The 17,411-nt window shown below is 33.0% G+C and carries 18 protein-coding genes; all 18 read right to left on the reverse strand.

Annotated features, from left to right (window positions below; all coding sequences use genetic code 4):
* Positions 1-379: 379 nt before the first annotated feature.
* The 18 genes from ABWU82_RS02905 to ABWU82_RS02990 all read right to left on the reverse strand — a co-directional run bounded on the left by ABWU82_RS02905 (position 380) and on the right by ABWU82_RS02990 (position 17,411).
* Complete coding sequence (locus ABWU82_RS02905) at positions 380-832, reverse strand: hypothetical protein (protein WP_353290004.1); 453 nt, start codon at positions 830-832, stop codon at positions 380-382.
* A 410-nt stretch (positions 833-1,242) separates the two neighbouring features.
* Positions 1,243-1,734 (reverse strand): thiol peroxidase, encoded by a 492-nt coding sequence (gene tpx / locus ABWU82_RS02910; RefSeq protein ID WP_353290005.1) that lies wholly within the window; start codon positions 1,732-1,734, stop codon positions 1,243-1,245.
* A 272-nt stretch (positions 1,735-2,006) separates the two neighbouring features.
* A complete protein-coding gene (locus tag ABWU82_RS02915; protein WP_353290006.1) occupies positions 2,007-2,243 on the reverse strand; it encodes a DUF2188 domain-containing protein in 237 nt (78 codons plus the stop codon).
* Positions 2,244-2,379: 136 nt separating this feature from the next.
* The gene (locus ABWU82_RS02920; protein ID WP_353290007.1) at positions 2,380-2,781 is read right to left on the reverse strand and encodes a hypothetical protein; all 402 of its coding nucleotides are present in this window, start codon (positions 2,779-2,781) and stop codon (positions 2,380-2,382) included.
* 51 nt (positions 2,782-2,832) lie between these two features.
* A complete protein-coding gene (gatB, locus tag ABWU82_RS02925; protein ID WP_353290008.1) occupies positions 2,833-4,269 on the reverse strand; it encodes an Asp-tRNA(Asn)/Glu-tRNA(Gln) amidotransferase subunit GatB in 1,437 nt (478 codons plus the stop codon).
* A 1-nt stretch (position 4,270) separates the two neighbouring features.
* Complete coding sequence (locus ABWU82_RS02930; protein ID WP_353290009.1) at positions 4,271-5,716, reverse strand: amidase family protein; 1,446 nt, start codon at positions 5,714-5,716, stop codon at positions 4,271-4,273.
* Positions 5,706-6,011: an Asp-tRNA(Asn)/Glu-tRNA(Gln) amidotransferase subunit GatC gene (locus ABWU82_RS02935; RefSeq protein WP_353290010.1), complete on the reverse strand. Its 306-nt coding sequence runs from the start codon at positions 6,009-6,011 to the stop codon at positions 5,706-5,708. The genes ABWU82_RS02930 and ABWU82_RS02935 overlap by 11 nt, the downstream gene beginning before the upstream one ends.
* A 9-nt stretch (positions 6,012-6,020) precedes the next feature.
* Entirely contained in the window at positions 6,021-7,022 is a 1,002-nt protein-coding gene (locus ABWU82_RS02940) for an ECF transporter S component (protein ID WP_353290011.1), read from the reverse strand.
* 1 nt (position 7,023) lies between these two features.
* Entirely contained in the window at positions 7,024-7,689 is a 666-nt protein-coding gene (locus tag ABWU82_RS02945) for a uracil-DNA glycosylase (protein WP_353290012.1), read from the reverse strand.
* A 12-nt stretch (positions 7,690-7,701) separates the two neighbouring features.
* Positions 7,702-10,134, reverse strand: coding sequence for a hypothetical protein (locus ABWU82_RS02950; protein ID WP_353290013.1), 2,433 nt, complete (start codon positions 10,132-10,134; stop codon positions 7,702-7,704).
* 1 nt (position 10,135) lies between these two features.
* On the reverse strand, positions 10,136-11,566 hold the full coding sequence (locus ABWU82_RS02955; RefSeq protein WP_353290014.1) for a replicative DNA helicase: 1,431 nt from the start codon (positions 11,564-11,566) through the stop codon (positions 10,136-10,138).
* Positions 11,567-11,571: 5 nt separating this feature from the next.
* Positions 11,572-12,012, reverse strand: coding sequence for a 50S ribosomal protein L9 (gene rplI / locus ABWU82_RS02960; RefSeq protein ID WP_353290015.1), 441 nt, complete (start codon positions 12,010-12,012; stop codon positions 11,572-11,574).
* Positions 12,013-12,178: 166 nt separating this feature from the next.
* The gene (rpsR, locus tag ABWU82_RS02965) at positions 12,179-12,412 is read right to left on the reverse strand and encodes a 30S ribosomal protein S18 (protein WP_353290016.1); all 234 of its coding nucleotides are present in this window, start codon (positions 12,410-12,412) and stop codon (positions 12,179-12,181) included.
* A 23-nt stretch (positions 12,413-12,435) separates the two neighbouring features.
* Positions 12,436-12,936, reverse strand: a complete 501-nt coding sequence (locus ABWU82_RS02970) for a single-stranded DNA-binding protein (protein ID WP_353290017.1) — start codon at positions 12,934-12,936, stop codon at positions 12,436-12,438.
* The gene (gene rpsF, locus ABWU82_RS02975) at positions 12,936-13,364 is read right to left on the reverse strand and encodes a 30S ribosomal protein S6 (RefSeq protein WP_353290018.1); all 429 of its coding nucleotides are present in this window, start codon (positions 13,362-13,364) and stop codon (positions 12,936-12,938) included. Before rpsF ends, ABWU82_RS02970 begins: the two co-directional genes overlap by 1 nt.
* Positions 13,365-13,533: 169 nt before the next feature.
* Entirely contained in the window at positions 13,534-14,400 is an 867-nt protein-coding gene (locus ABWU82_RS02980; protein WP_353290019.1) for a PQ-loop domain-containing transporter, read from the reverse strand.
* A 304-nt stretch (positions 14,401-14,704) separates the two neighbouring features.
* On the reverse strand, positions 14,705-15,628 hold the full coding sequence (locus tag ABWU82_RS02985) for an ABC transporter permease (RefSeq protein ID WP_353290020.1): 924 nt from the start codon (positions 15,626-15,628) through the stop codon (positions 14,705-14,707).
* A 1-nt stretch (position 15,629) separates the two neighbouring features.
* Positions 15,630-17,411 (reverse strand): ABC transporter permease, encoded by a 1,782-nt coding sequence (locus ABWU82_RS02990; RefSeq protein WP_353290021.1) that lies wholly within the window; start codon positions 17,409-17,411, stop codon positions 15,630-15,632.

A 17,411-nucleotide genomic window follows, 5' to 3' on the forward strand; every position in this document is an offset into this window, starting at 1 on the left:
TAAATACATTAATTATTACAATAACAAACGTATACAGAAAAAACTCAACTGACTTTCGCCAATTGAGTTTAGTTCTTGTGTTAAAATTTAAAACCAATTAGTGTCCCATAATCGGTTCCCACTGTACGAGGCGGTGAGTTTTTTGAATCCAAACCATGGTAGTTATTTAAAGAGAGACGGTTACTGTTTGACTTGAGAATTCAAACAGTATAACTAGCCACAATTTAGATTGAGACTTAGAAATAATGACTTTCAAACAACATTTAGTAAGGTTAGGTATATTGTATATGATGAAAAATCAGACGAGAGTCAACTAGACGTTGCTTCAAATATCATTATTTACTAATAAGGATACAACATAATTCGAGGATTTGTTAATTTATTTGCAGATTAACAAATCTTTTTGTCTAAAATATGTTTTTGATCTTTTCAACATTACTTTAGTTGGGTCTAATAAGGCAATTTCTAATCCTAAAATTCAACGTTGAATAATTAGTGATGTTCAGAAATTTAATAATTCATGTAGACGCTTCTTTCACAGTGCGCCGTAAAGAGCATCGAATTTTAATAGAATAATGTGTTTACTTAACTTTTTAATGACGGTTGCCATCATAAAGTTTACAAACTTAGGAATTTTTTTATTAAGAGACGATTGGATATAGTTAATGTATTCTTTTTTGTTAACGATAGATATTCATACCAAAACAGAAAGAGCGATAAAGAGGATTACATGGAAGACGACTGAAGCGGTTACTAATTGATTGTAAAAAAACCAATCATCCAATTGGTAATTAAATAAATCTAAATTAATAACAGGAACAAATTGCGTCATATATACCTAACCGCTCTCATTTAAACGCTTTTTTATGTGTATGTTTTTAAATATTCTACATTAATTTTAAAATATTTTTTTGTTTTCTTTTGTTTTAATTTGATTTGTGTGTATAATATTTATGTAAGGTTAACGTTGGTTAGGTCGTTAATCTTACCTTACTATATTTAATTGAGACGAAATATAGTTTGCATTAAGGATATAAGAGGGTTTGTTAATTGGGGTTATACCGATTAACAAACTATTTTTTTACCCCCAAATTCTTATCTTATTCTAAATTCATAACTCAGTTATTCTTTTAGAACACGATAAGTAATTCTTCTTTTAATTACCTACAAATAAAAATCTCAACCCTGGCTACAAACCAAGATTGAGATTTTTTAGTGGATAGGTTTAGAAATTATGAAAAATTATAAAAGTTCGTCAACAGCTTTTTCAACTGCACAGAAGTCAACTGGTTTACCAACTTCTTCGTTGTATGAAGCTAATTTGATTTTGTTGTCTTTGTCAACAACGAATACAGAACGGAATAAAGTCATGTATGGGTCCATTAAGATACCGTAGCTTTTACCGAATTCTCTAGTTCTGTAGTCACTTAATGCAACCATGTTAATTTCGTTAGCTGCACATCATCTTTGGAAAGCGAATGGTAAGTCAACACTTACGTTTAATACGATTACATCGCATTCGTTTTCGTATTTTTTAGCGAATCTTCTTGTTTGTGCATCACAAACACCAGTATCGATTGATGGGAAACATGAAATTACTTTGATTTTTCCTTCGTAATCTTTTAATGATTTCATTTCACCATTCATGTCAACTAATTGGAAGTCAGGTGCCATTTGACCAGCTTCTAATTTGTTACCGATTAATGTGAAGTTTTCAGCTTTAAAATCTGCCATTTTTTATACCTCTTTAGTTTAAAAATATCATTACTATTATATAAAAATATAATTCAAGTCACGCTGATTTAGTGGACTAATAATGTTTAGAAAGATTATTTATATCAATAATCTAATTGAATTAATTATTTATTCAGATCTCAAGAGTCTCTGATTAGATAAAAAAAATCCCCTAGTGGGGATATACGATGTGCTGAAAGACATTTTCATGGAGCTTTCTGCCTGCTGACAACTATATTATATATCTAAATTATTGCTTTTTGAAAAGAAAACTACTTTTTGTAGTTTAAAGAATCCATAATTTTACCGTCTTTACCCTTGATAATGACGCTAGCTTTTTGGTTTCTACCTAATTCTCTTGCTCTTTCTAAAGCTTCAGCTTTAGTTTTAAATACGTAAATTGCTTTGTCGCTACCTTGTTTAATAATTTTTCAACCTTTTTCACCGTGAGGTGAAACGTAGTAAATGTTAGCAGCTTTTTTAGTTTCTTTTACTTCTGTAGTAGCCATTGGTTATGTTCCTTTTAAGAATAAAAAATTAATTATTATACTTTAATTTTACAATTTTTTTCACCATAGGCAAAAAACAAGAAAAAAATATGGTTCCATGATGGAACCATATTAATTATGGATAAACTAAAAAGTCCTAGTGGCAGTGGTCATGGTTGTGGTCATGGTCATGATGATGATCGTGTTCATCATGGTGGTGATGCTTATCAGCATCCTTAATTTCATAAATTACTGAACCATTGGCCCCATGCTTTGTGGATACTTCATGTACTGATTTTACTGAGGGAATCTCAACATCTTCATGCATATGATGCTCGTGAGAAAAGTGGGCAGTTTCTTCTGGACTATCACACTTACTACAGTGATTATGATGATGGTTTTGAGGATTTTCAAATAATTCGTCCATTGAATGATAATGTAATTCTTTTAAATCAATTACTTCATTCACGGCATCTAAAACTCTCATTTTTCCGTATAAAGTACAATACTTTTCCAACTTTTTACATAGTCTTTTAAGTTTTCACTCGGTCATGTCCATATTTAATCCCCCTAAATATTAATACAGTTTTAGTTATACAACATTTTGAATTTATTGTTGGTTACTTAGTATTTCTTTTAATACTTCAGTTGTAACGACTGGGTTAGCTTGCGCGTTAGTATCTTTCATTACCATACCAATAAAGAATTTTTCACCCCGTTCTGGTCTTTCGTAGTATTGTTGAACCATGTTTGGGTTCTTTTCGATATGTTTTAACAAGATTTCTCTAATCACACCTTTATCTTTAATTTGTTCAAAGCCCAATTCTTTAATTAATGTTTCTGGGTCTTTATTTGTTTTGTAGATGTGTTCTAAGATCGTTTTGGCTTGTTTACCGTTAATTTCTTGTTGTAAGACAAGTTGTAACATTCTGGCCACGTGGTTTAAAGTGCTTTCTTGTAATTTATCAAATCATTGGTTATCTTTCTTTAATAAACCAGCAAGTTCTACACTTAATCATTTAAAGCATAATAAAGGATCATGTACTTGTTGTTTTAAGTGGTTATACACTTTATAGAAGTCGTAATCATTTACTAATTGACTAATTGCTTTATCGTCTAATTGGTCTTGAATTAGCATAGCGTTAACTTCGTGTAATGATGGGTTCTTCTTGCTTAAAATTTCACGGTATTCTTCATCAGTGACTCTGAAGGCCATGATGTTTGGTTCGATAATGTATCTGTAGTCTACAGCGTTAGTTTTTTCTCTCATGAAGACTGTTGTGTTTGTAGCGTCATCAAATCTTCTAGTTTCTTGTTGTACGCTTTGACCTGTTAATAACAATTCTCTTTGACGTTTTTCTTCAAATTCAATGGCTTTAATTACGTTATTAACTGAGTTAATGTTTTTAATTTCTACCTTAGTACCAAATTCTTTTTGACCGTAAGGACGAATAGAAATATTTACGTCAGCTCTTAATGAACCATCTTCTAATTTTGCGTCAGAAATATTGGCGAAACGTAAAATTCTGATTAATTCTCTTAAGTATTCACCAGCTTCGTTAGCTGAGTGCATTACTGGTCTAGTAACAATTTCGATTAATGGTAAACCTGCACGGTTGTAGTCTAAGTAAATTTTGCCGTCTTTAGCTGTTTGCTTAGCAGTATCTTCTTCCATGTGGATTCTTTCCATTAATACTTTTTTAGCTTGACCGTTTACGTTAATATCTACATAACCATTAGTACCGATAGGGTGGTATTGTTGAGTAATTTGGAACCCCTTTGGTAAGTCGATGTAGAAGTAGTTTTTTCTATCAAATTGGATGTAGTCGTAGTTAACATCCATGTGTAATTCGTTAGCTAATAAAATACCTTTAATAACTGCGTTTACGTTAGGTTGTGGCATAACCCCAGGTTGGGCTAAGTCAATTTCGTTAATTAATGTATTAGGCACTAAGTTGTGGTTGTTTAATGAGGGAGAAAACATTTTAGTTTTAGTATTTAAAACTGTATGAACTTCAATCCCAATTGTTGTTTCAAAGTTATTCATCTTAATATTTTCCTCCTTTAATGTGTTGTTCAATTTGGTAAGCTACTTGTAAGACTTTCTTATCTTCGTATTTTTTACCAGTTAAGTTAATTCCGAACGGTAAGTTTTCAGAGTTTTTAGTGAACGGAATTGTAATTGATGGCAATCCAGCAAAGTTAGCAATTTGTAAAGCATCATCACAGTAGTTACTTGATACTGTACCAGCTAATACGTCAGCTAGTTTGAATGCAACAGTTGAAGCTCCTGGAATTAAGAAAGCATCATAGTTCTTCATTAATTCTTTAGCTCTACCAATAATGATGTGTCTAATTTTTCTTGATTTTCTGTAGATAGCATCAAAATGTTCTACAGAGATCATTCAGTTTCCTACAATCATTCTTGATTTAATTTGCATACCTAAACCAGAATTTCTAGCAGCATACATTAAATCTACGTAATCGTTGTAGTCTTCAAAACCTTTTTTACCGAAAGTAATACCTGATAAGTTTTGTCAGTTAGTTGACCCTTCAGAGAACGCCATAGCTTTGTATAACGGACTAATAATGTTTAATAAATCCATACCAAAGTTTACGTGAGTTACGTTGTGTTCTTTACTTAAGTTGTCTACTAAAGTGTTAAATTTACCTTTTAGTTCTTCGTTTAAACCTGTTACAGCATCATCGAAAACTAATAAGTTTAATTTTTCGGTTTTACTTGCAATATCAGTTACAAATTCTTTGTCTCATAATTGGACAGAAGTAAAATCTTTACTATCAAATTTAGCTAACGCGTTCATTAAAATCGCAATATCAGTTACGTCATTAGCAAACATTCCCACATGGTCTAAAGTTGAACAGAATGGTAACACGCCGTATCTACTAATAACACCGTAAGATGGTTTGTAACCTACTACACCCATAAATGATGCTGGTCTTCTGATTGAGTCACCAGTATCAGTAGCGATTGAGTAGTTAGCAGCACCGATGGCAACAGATACAGCAGAACCACTTGATGAACCCCCAGTAATTCTTTCGTTATCTAACGGATTTTTTACAATCCCGAAAGTAGAGAAAGTTCCAGTACCACCAAAACCAAATTCGTCTAGGTTAGTTTTGGCTAATAATACAGAGTTAGTTTTCTTTAAGTTTGTCACTACTTCTGCATCGTATACAGATACGTAGTCTGCCATACTCTTAGAACCACCAGTTGTTTTGTGGTTAATTAAGTTAATGTTATCCTTTAAAGTTCCAGGAATCCCAAATAATAAATCATCTTGTGCGTCGGCAATTTTACCGTCTAATTCCTTAGCTTGTGCTAACGCTTCATCAGCAAAGATTTCTAAGAACGCGTTTGAGCCTTCTGTTACACTTTGGTTGATGATATCTAGTTTTTCACGAATTAATTGTTCTACTGAAATTTGGTGATTCATCAATTCATTATGAACTTCTAAAATTGTTTTATTTTTCATTTTTTACTACCACCATTCCGTCTTCATAAGCGACTGCATTTTTAAAGTATTGGTGAGGATTGTCTACCATCACTGGTTCGTCTGCTCTTAATCTTGACATTGGTTGCACTTGATTGTAATCATCCACGAAAGCATAATCTTCGTATTTTGATAAATCAAAGTTTTTGATAGCGTTTAAATCATCCATCACACTATCGAAGTTGTTGAAGAAATATGTAATTTCTTCATCAGTTAATTTAAACATCAAGCTTTCACAGCTCGTGTTTAACACTTTCAAAATTTCTTCTTTTGTCATATATAACTCCTAATTTACATATACCGGAACGTTTCTGTCTTCAACGAGATCTTGACGATAATCGTAGTTAATTAACGGAACCACAATTTTGAAAATTGGGAAAATAATTAATAAGTTTAACAAGATTTCCGGAATAAAGATCACCGCTCTAATTGCTACTCATTGAACGTAACCTAAACTTGACAATTGAGCATCAAATGAAGGCATCATCAAGACGTTAATTAAAGCGTCACAAATGACGACGGCTACTAACACCACAACAAAGGTTGGGTATCAGTTAGACTTACTGTTAACTAAACCGAAAGATTTTTGTTTTTTAATTTGGTATCTTCTAAAACCAAAGGCAATTCACACGACTACCATGGCCAATAAAATAAAGCTACCAATGATGGCCATCATGACATAGCCTGACATTTCAATGTGTAAACCTAAGAAGTTTAACGCATAGATACCAATACCTTTTCCTGATTGTCATCACAAGAAGAACATTACGCAACCTTCAATCACCGCTAAAATTATTGTTGATCAAATGGCAGAACGAATATCTTTTTTCTTGGCGTAAGAAAAGATTTCTCTAATTACTCCTGCAATTAAACCGTAAGCCATAGCAGCAATCAAGTAACCATAATGGAATACTCCCGCTGTCATCGCTACTGCTAATAAGTCGGTCATTCCACCGATAAAAATACCTAAGAAGGGTCCGAATAATAAACCACCGATTTTAATTAAGATACCTTCAATCGTGACCCGGGTCCCTGGCCAAGCTCTAAAGACGACGTTAAACAAGTCGGCTGTAATAATTGTTAGTAACATAATCACAGTAATCGAAATGGCAATAACCATCGCAATATTAGCAATCCCTTTTACGCTAACTCTAGGAATAATATAGAATCTTTTTTTATGTCTAATTCGGTAATAAATCTTTTTTAAAATAGCTACAGTAAACAAAATGATAAGGAAAGCAACAAAAACTAAGATTGCTTTTCCAGGACTTAAAGCATTTTCAATCATCTTATCAGTTAATCTCTTTCTGATGAGTGGCCGTTAAGTAGTCATTAATCTTTTTAAAAATTTGACTATTAAAGAATCCACGATACGCACTTAAAGGTGACGGATGTACTGTCGTTAAAACAATATTATTATTTTTTAAGTGTAATTTTTCTAGCGTCTTTTTGCCGTGCGTACCAAATCCTACAAACACAACATTTTGTTTATGTTCATTAATAAATTCTAACGCGTGTTGACTAAAGTTTTTTCAACCTCAGTCGGCACACGAATTAGCTTCGTGCTTTTTTACTGTTAAAGCGTCATTTAACAATAAAACTCCTTGTTGTGTTCAAGATAATAATTCTGAATAACCCTCATCATGTAAATGATCGACATTAAACTCATTTTTAATTTCTAAGAAAATATTTCGCAAGCTCGGTGGTAATTTAACCCCTTTATTAACACTAAAGGCCAAGCCATTGGCTTGACCCTCATTGTGATATGGATCTTGCCCTAAAATAACAACTTTTAACGTTTCCAAAGAGCATAATTCAAACGCTCTGTACAAATTAGATTTATCAGGAAATAATTGGTTATTTTCGTAAGCTAGATCGACTTTAGCTTGTAAGTTAATGAAATATTCTGCTTGAAATTCGTTTGTAAAAAAATCGTTTCAAGTTATCTTTTTCATTAGTTAGTAATTTTATTTTTGAGTTGAATCTTTTGCAGTAACTGGTTTTTTAGTGTCTTGACCGTTTACTACAGCAGTTTTATTAGTTTTATCTGTTGCTTTGTTTGGGTCTACAGTTACAGCAGCATTGTGGTAAGAAATTTTACCATTTTGGCTGTCGTATGAATAAGTTAAACCAGTTGTTGTTTTACTAATATTTACAATTTTGTAGAATTGTTCTAAACCTTTTTTGTATGTTGCTACAGCAGCAGCGTTTGCTTTATTGTGAGCAAATTGTGATACTGACATTTTCATTAATTGGTCTTGAACAGCTTTGAATTCCATTGTTTTAGCTGGGTCAATTTCGTTTGTTTGAACTTTAGCACCAGTATAACCTTTAGCTTTGTAATCACTGCTATTTTGTGCATTTTCTAGCATTCAACCTAATGATCACATGTTCATGAATTCAAATCTGTTTAATGAGTTGAAGTTGTTGAATACTGGCATGTTGTAAGCCATTGTACCAGGAGTACCGTATAAGTTTTGGAACATACCTAATAAGTATCTTGTTTGGTAGTATGTTAATAAGTTTGACACTTTACCACCAGCTGTATCATTGCCAGCTAAAGTTAAAGCAGCTTCGTAATTTTCACCATTATTTTCAGATGTATTAGCTGTTCAACCAGTTGCGTTAGAGTAGTAGTATGGCGCTAAGTGTAAGTCACCTTTTTTGATTAATGGATTTTTTCTAATTTCTTCGATTAATGATTTACCGATTGAAAGTTTTGCTTTACCATCTGCAAGGTCTTTTTCACTACCGTAAGGGATTGCACTGTTAATATCAGATGCAGTTGAGTTAATTACTTGTCAGTTAACACCAGCATGTGTTCCTCTACTCTTTAATTGTTCTGGAACTTTAATCTTGTTATCAACGCTTGAACCACCTTTGTAAATTAATGATGGTTGAATTGTGTAAATACCGTTGTAAACGAAGTCTTTTAATAATGGGTAAATTGGGTCGCTGTAACCTTCAGTCATTGGTGCTAAGTTAAAGTTTAAGTTAGCGATTGGTAATTGGTAAGCAACGTTGTGAATGTAACCAGTATTAAAGTCACCGGGTTTTTCGTTCGCTAAACCTGAGTAAGATAATTCTAATTTTTGTTGGTCATCTAAGTATTTGTTGATGTCTGCACTACCTTTGTCAGCTGTAACGTATTCTCCACCAACTTTACCAGATCTGTATCATTGGTAGTTTACAGTAATGTCACTAACTTCTACAGTATATTGAGTTGGTGCTTTACCATCGTTAATCATTGAGTAAGGGTCATTAATGTTGTCACCGTTTAAGTTTACAGTTTGACCATCTTTGTTTACGATTTTAATTTTTGCACTAAAACCACTTGGTCATAAGTTGTAACTGTGACTACCTTGTCCTAATGAGTTACCCATACCGATAGCCATTTCTTTAGCTACACCGTTATTTTGAATTTGTGATAATAATTGCATTACAGAAGTGTTAGCAAAGTTTTGAGCATTCTTCGCTCTTTGTGATTTATCCACTCTACTTGCAATTGGTTGATCTTGTAATTCCGGACTCATTGCAAACATATTTGCTTTTGGTTGTACAGGTGCTTTACCATCTGAACCAGTTGAACTTGCAGTACCACTTGTTTTAGAAGCAGGAGCTGGGGTTGAACTTGGAGTAGAAGTTGAACCACTTGCTGCTGGAGTAGCTGCACTTGGAGCTGGTGCTACTGGAATTGCTAATGGGTTATCTTGAGCCTTTGGTTGGCCATTAGATAATCAGTTGTAAACTTCACTAAATTCAGAAGCGATTGAGTAAGATAATAATTCGTTTGAAATTTGTGTTACTAATGTGAAGATGTTACTCTTGATTGTCATTTCGTTGTATAACTTCACAATTTTTTTCATTTCAGCTGTTGGTTTTACACCATAGAAGAATGGTGAAGCTGCAGCTGATAATCAACCGTTTTTCATGTAGTTCAAGATATGTTCTTTTTCTTGAGCTGAAACATTTTTTGGATCTTGAGCGTAAAGTGAAACAATTGTTTTGAATGAATTAGTTTGTTCCATTTTAGCATCAGTAGTTTTGTCTTTAATTGGTGTTAAGAAATCTTGAGTTGCTGTTTTAGCTAATGATTCGTAGTAATTTAATAAATCTTTTGAAGTGATTCATTTATTTTTGTATTCACCGTTTGAGAAAGTGTTAGGAATAATCTTTCCGTTACCATTTCATAAAGTGTAAGATTTATCTTTAGTGCTGTATAACATTGCGTTACCGCTATCAATATCAGATTTTGAACCAATTACAGAGTAAGGTCCGTAAGGGTTAGCTGAAGATGAACATGATGTTAACAATGTTGAAGGTAAAATGACAGCTACAGCAGCAAAACTGGTTAATCCAATTAAGAATTTAAGTTTTTTAGATAGTTTAATTTTTTTCATGTTATTTTCCTTTGTAAGGGTCTGAAGGACTAACGTCCATGTAAAGACCAGTCGATTTATCAAACAGTAATTGAATGGTTCCGGTTTGACCGTTCCGGTGTTTTTCAATGTAAATGTTTGTAGTGACGATATCTTTGTATTTTTTTAATCCGTCATTGTTGATTTGAGTTTCGTCAATATCGTCTCTTTTGTAGTCAATAAAACTTACAATATCCGCATCTTGTTCAATCGAACCAGATTCTCTTAAGTCGGATAGCATCGGTTTACGGTCGTCACCTTTACGCTCTTCAATCTTTCTAGATAATTGAGCAATGGCAATGATAGGCACTTGCAATTCTTTGGCTAATAATTTTAAAGTCCGAGAAATTTTGCCTACTTCTTGAACCCGGTTAGTATTTTTACCTACGGTTTCAATCAATTGTAAGTAATCGATGACTACTAGTTTAATCCGATTGGTTTTTGCAATTTGTTGCAAACTAGCTTGAATATCTAAGATTGTGACATTGGCTTTGTCATCCACTAAGATGTTCATTTCTTGTAATTCTTGAATTGCGTACTCAATTAATTGACCAGTACGTTCGTCTCAGTCTCCATTCCGCATGACTTCACTTTTTAACGGAATTGAAGAACAAATCATTCTTTGAATTAGTTGGTCCGTTCCCATTTCTAACGAGAACATGACAACAACTTCGTTTTTAGATTTATCTAGGGACTTAGCTGCATTAATTAAAAAGTTTAATGCTAAAGCTGTCTTACCAATACTTGGTCTGGCCGCTAGAATAATTAAATCACTAGGTTGAAAACCGTTTGTAATTTTATCCAACGCTTTAAAACCTGAAGTTGTTCCGGTTAATTGACCTTTGCTAAGTTTAATATTTTCCAGTTTCTTATTAAACTCTGCTAAATAGTCTTTGATCATATGCATTTGGTTTAAGTTACGCGAATTGATGATTTGCATTAATTGTTCTTGTAAATCATTAAAGTATGCTTCCGAATTCATATAATCGATTTTTTGGTCAAGAATCCTTTTAGCTAAATTGTCTAATTTAACTTTAGTAGACTTATTGATTTGAATCAAGATATGTGTTTGCAAATTATCGATAATTGGATAATTGGCAATCGCATTCAAGATTTTTCTTACCACTTGGTCTTTGTTTTCGATTTCTTGATCACGTCTAATTTTTTGAATAACCAAATCAGTACTGATGTCTAAATTAAGTTCCTTCATTTCTTTAACATTAGCAAAGATAATCCGGTATTCAGCATCAGTAAAATTTTCAGTATCACACCTTGATAAGATTTCACTACGTGCAGTATCATCGGTTAATAAAGCTGAAATTAATTCTGCTTCATTTTCTAGAATATCTACGCTTAGTTCTTCTGAAAAATCTTCAAATTGGTCATTATTCATATCATCATCTATGAACGCCACAAATATTATTCAACTTCTTTAACTTCGACTGGAATAATTGCGTAAACGTCTTTGTAAATGTTTACTCTGACTTTATCTGGACCTAAAGTTAATTTGTAGGCGCTGGCAAGCATGTGCTTGTCCACCAATTTTTCTTTTTTGTTAATTTCATCAAGAATTGCTTTATTAGAGATGTGGCCAAAAGCGTTACCATGGTTAGCTTTTAATTTAAATTTTAAAACCATGCTTTCTAATTTTTCTTTTAGCATCTTTGCATCAGCAATTCTTAATTCTTCTTCGTATTGAAGTTTATCAAGACGGTTGCTTCTTTCGTTCATTGTTTGACTATCTACACCCTCAGCAAGTTTGTTTCTAATCAAAAAGTTTTTTGCATAACCATCAGAAACTTCTACAATATCGTTTTTCTTTCCTAGGTTCTTTACATCTTCTAATAAAATGACTTTCATTTTCGTATCCTCGATAAAATTTGAAATTATTGTTTTTTATTTATTTTAATACGTTTTATTCTCAATGCGCGGGCATTCGCGCGTGCGTGTGTATGCGCACACGTATAAATAAACAAAAATGGAAACAAGCAAAGTCGTTCCCATGATTGTTATTATGTTACTTAAATTATTCTTTTACGAATGGTAATAATGCAACGATACGAGCACGTTTAATAGCGTTAGCTACACGTCTTTGGTGTTTTGTACAACATCCAGTAATTCTACGTGCTGTAATTTTGTAGTTAGCGTTGATGTATCTTTGTAAAGTATCAACATCTTTGTAGTCAACTTGTTCAATACCTCTAACGCAGAATTGACATACTTTTCTACGTGGTTTACGTCTTTTGTTAAATGGTGCCATTTTCTATTTCCTCCATGTACCTTTTAGTTAAGATCGTCATCTCAATCTAATTCTTCGATGTCGTCGTTTTTAGAACTATAAGTATCTGTTGCGAACACATCGTCTAAATTAGCGTGGATGCCATCTTCGACAGTTTGTGAACGGTTTGATGATGATAATCCAGAAGCAAAACTGCTATTACCCACCCCGTTATTAGTAGTTTCACTTTCTTCTGAAGTTCTTCTATTACCAAAATTTCTGACGTTATCGATGATAACTTCAGTTACGTATCTAGTTTGACCTTCATTAGTAACGTAATTTCTTACAGATAATCTACCATCAATTGCTACGAAACTGCCTTTTTTTAAATTGCTGTTAATATACTTAGCTTGAACACCTCAAGATACGCAAGGGATAAAATGAGTTTCGTTGTAGTTTTTAATATCATTGACAGCAACCGTGATATTAGATTGTTCCAACCCCTTACTCGTAATTCTTTGTTGAGGATCTCTTGCTAAATAACCGTTTAAAAAAACTTTATTCATTAGTTGTTTGAAGTTTGTTGAGCAGCTTGTTGCATAGCAAGACGTTCTTCAGCACGTCTTCTATTTTCTTCTTGTACTCTAGCAAAGATTTGTGCACGTTTTTCGTTACGAGCAATTTTCTTAGCGTTTACAGTTGCTTTGTAACCGTAATCTTTTTCTAAGTTAATGATAAGTTGACGTAAAACGCTCTTGTTAATTCCAGCTAAACGACGGAATTCGTTGATTCCTTCTGAACCTTCTAATTCGAAGTTCATTTGGTAGTAGTAACCACGGTTTAATTTTTTAATAGCGTAAGCCATTTCTTTAATACCGTGTTTTGTTAATTCAACTTTAGTACCTAAAGTTGAAACTAATTCGTTGCAAGTAGCGTCAGCTTGAGCTTCTTCTAAGTCGCCACGTACGATTAACATAATTTCGTATTTTGCCATAATATTGTCCTTTCTCTTATGGATTAATAACTCAATTCAATGAGTAAGAGTGTTTTATTAGATATCAGGCCATTTTATATAAAATGGCGAATAAAAAACAATATCCTAAAACTAATTAATTATATTAGATTAATCCAGTTTTAAAACATTGTTTTCGTAATTTATAGGTTTATTCCTTCGGTAACATTTTTTCTAAACCAATTTCTACCGGTTGGTTTTCACTTTCAGAAGCGTTTTCCTTCACTTCTAAAGTGGCTGTTAATTTGGCTTTATTACTCTTCTTTAAATAAATAGCTTTGGCTGTAAAGTATAGTTGAATGTCGAATAAAACGAATCCGATAATTTGTCAAATTAAACCGCCTAAATAGCTGATGTAACTTGAAGTATTTGGTTCAACTACCAATTCGTATTCAATATAAACCGCAAAGTAAATAATTCAAACAATGTTGTTAATTGTGTAAATTACTAGTAATCACACTGAGATAGCTTCTCAGTGTTTTGTTCGAATTGATTTAATTAGTTGTGGCGTAAAGGGTAGAACCACTCCCGCGGGACCAATTAAGTTTAGAACGTTCGCTCATGTACCGTTCATTTTTACGTCTGGTAAAACGTAATATAAAACTAGACATGCAACAGAAGAGAGTAAAAGTATCAAATTGAACAATTGAGAAAAAATCATTTTCTTGGTTGTGCGAGTAATTGAGTAGTAATACAGCAAGAACATCAAGACTGTATTAACAAGAATTGCTAAAAACTCAGAAATTAAAGTTACTGCATAGCCACTGTAAGGTACAAAGGCTGCATAAGCGATTCAAAATAGAATCCCAATATGGAAGAATCAGAAACTTGTGTAACTAATTTTTTCCACCTTTTTTTCTTTTAAAACTTTAAAGACTTGAGGGAAACTGATTAAAACAATACAGATTCCAGCAATAATCCCGAAGGCATACCCAACCTCGTTTAATGTGTTTGCAAAACCGTTAGTGCTAACTAAGCTAGCTGTTGGTAGTGCATTCGCTAAAAGAGACTTGTTCAATGTATTTTCCTTCTAATTTAAAATCACTTAAACTTTCGTTAAGTGTGTTGTTATTATAACGCTAATACTTGGTCTGTAAAGGGCGAATTTGTCTCTTTTTTTACAAAATAAAACACAAAAAAATCATAGAAGCCAGAAGCTACCTATGATTAATTTGTTGAAGCACGTGGCGCGTGCTTCAGGAAATGCGTATATTTATTATAACATAAGTTTTTGAGAAAAAATCACTTAATTTAAAGAAAAAAGCATCCATAAAGGACGCTTTTTATTTTTTAAAACAGTTTGAATAAATGTTTTAAAGTAGCTATCTCTTGGTCTTATCGAATGGTATACCAATATTCTTTGGTGCCACATTCCACTTACTAAAGGCAATCATTCCCACCAATGTGATGGCATATGGAATTAAGTTGGCCACGTCAACCGGAATGTTGTTTGAGATAGTTAATTGTTTGAAGATTTGTGTTAAGAACGCAAATAGAATTGCTACGATTGCTAGTAATGGAATTCTTCATGAACCAGCAATTAAGATGGCTAAGGCTAAGAAACCGTATCCAGATACACTACCATTGAATGTACCACCATTACCGTATAAGAATAATGATCCGGCTAACCCTGCTAATAAACCAGAAATGCTTAAAGCAATTCATTGGTATTTAGTAACGTTAATCCCTTGAGCATCTACTGCGTTTGGGTTATTCCCGATTGCTCTTAATCTTAAACCGAATGGTGTATATTTCATTAAGACTCATAAACCAACAGCAATGATTAAGATTGCGATGAATAATAATAATGAAGTCAACATAAATTGACTACCACCTAAACCATCAATTCCTAAGTAATCTGATTGAAGTTTAGTGTGTAAACCGTTAGATAATAACGGACCAAGTGGTTGTGTTAAGAAGGTTGCTAAACCAGCTCCTAACATGTTAATCGCTGTACCTGCAACAATTTGGTTCGCTTTTAAATGAATTGTTAAGAAAGCGAACAACGATGACATCGCTAATGTACAAACCATTGAAAGTAACATTGGAATCACGAAACTTTCATTTCCCAATCTTGGATAAATTAATTCAGCAAAGACTGCAAACATTAATGCTGAAAAAATCATTTGCCCGTTAATACTAATGTTTGCGATACCGACTCTTTCACTAAAGAAACCACTCATGGCTCCTAAGATTAAAACAGCGGCAAAAATGACGGCAAGATTGGCTACACTATCGAATTGCATATTATTTTGTAACCCCCTTGCTAGATGATTCTTTCGCTTCTAAGTAAGAATCGTTGATTCATTCGATTACTAAAGCTTTTTCATCTGAATTTAAGTTTAATTTTTGGGCTTGTTTTAAGAAATGATCACGGTGTTTTTCGATACTACCTGACATTCTTAGTTTAGCTAAGTATCAAGAAGTTACGATTTTTTCTTTTTTACCTTTTCATTTCAATAATAATTCGTAGTTTTTATCAATACTTTGACTAATTTTATCAATCTTAGTTAAGTATTGAGTTCTTTGTGCTTCAGTCAAGTCTGATGAAGCTAATTTTTCTTCATATTTTCTGATGTTATTGGCTTGTTTTGATTTGAAGTTAATAAATTGAACATCATAAGCATGGTTCTTTTCGTTCACAACATTTTGAGCTTCTACTTCAGGGAAGAAAATTTGAGTAGCTTTTGTTACTAATAAGTGCTTTTTGTATTGAGCGACAGTAGCAACTCTATCTGTCATGTAACTGTTGAACATGTCGTTAGCTTCTTTGCTAACATTGATTGGTTCTACTTCAGCATTTCCTTGTTTAATTAATTTTGCATTATTTCTCATTTCGCGTGTTTTTTCTGAAATTAATGCTTTATATTTCGAAATTAAACTTTCCATACCATTTTCAAATGATTGATAATGTTTTGGTGCATAGAAACCATAAAGTTTTTGTTTAATTCAAAGTCAAGGTTTATATCTAGTTAAGATAACGAATAATGCGGCTCCAAGAATTACGAAACCTAAAATCAAGCTACTGAAAGCAGGTGGAGTAACTAAGAATGGAGCTGATGATTGGAATAAACCAATAATGAATGAAACCGGAAGAATAGCAATTGGGTTAGACATCGCGATTAAACCGATGGCAATACCGTTCATACCAGCGACTGGTAAGGCATTCATTGACATAGAAATTGGAATACTTGGAGATTCTCCAGCAGTATATAGGATGTAACCTAAAATACCAGCAATACCTCCAGAAATAGCCATAGTTGCAATGTTAATACCATTAACGTTGTAACCAGCATATTTTGAAGCAGTTAATGAACTACCAACAGAAATTACTTTGTGTCCAAAAACTGTATATTTAATAATTACGAACATACCACCAGCTAAGATTAATAATAAAATCAACGCTGGTAATCATCCGCCGATACCCGGAGCAACTAATCTAAATTGTTCGGGAATATCATATGATTGACTTAATAATTGGTTAGGGTCTGAATAGAATTTAGAAATAATTAATCTAACTGCAAAGAAGACAATTCAGTTCAATAAGATTGAACTAATAACTTCGTTTACTTTTAGATAAACCTTTAAGGCTGCTACCGCACCAGCGACAAACGCACCGATAACAACAGCAATTAAAGTCATGAACACTTGTCCTGATCCGTAAGGGAAGTAAACTTTTGACAAGGCTCTTGAAATTACTAAAATACAAATCCCTGCGGTCATCATTTGACCAGCAATACCAATGTTGAAGACACCCGCTCTAAATGCAAATGAGAATGCTAGGGCCCCAACCCCTAAAATAACGATATTAAAGATTAATTTATGTCAATCGATAAATCCTTTTGTAAATAATTGTTGAAGGATTGTACCCGGATTATATCCTACCGCAATCGCAATCAACAAGGCGGCTAATACAGACAGTGTAATCGCAATTACAACCGAGATAATATTTTTCGTTGCCGATTTTCTACTCTTGGTGTAAATGAAACTGTCTCAAGCCAATTTTGACCTAAGTTTTAAAAAGCCCAT

The organism is Ureaplasma ceti (assembly GCF_040369755.1).
GTDB lineage: Bacteria > Bacillota_I > Bacilli_A > Mycoplasmatales > Mycoplasmoidaceae > Ureaplasma > Ureaplasma ceti.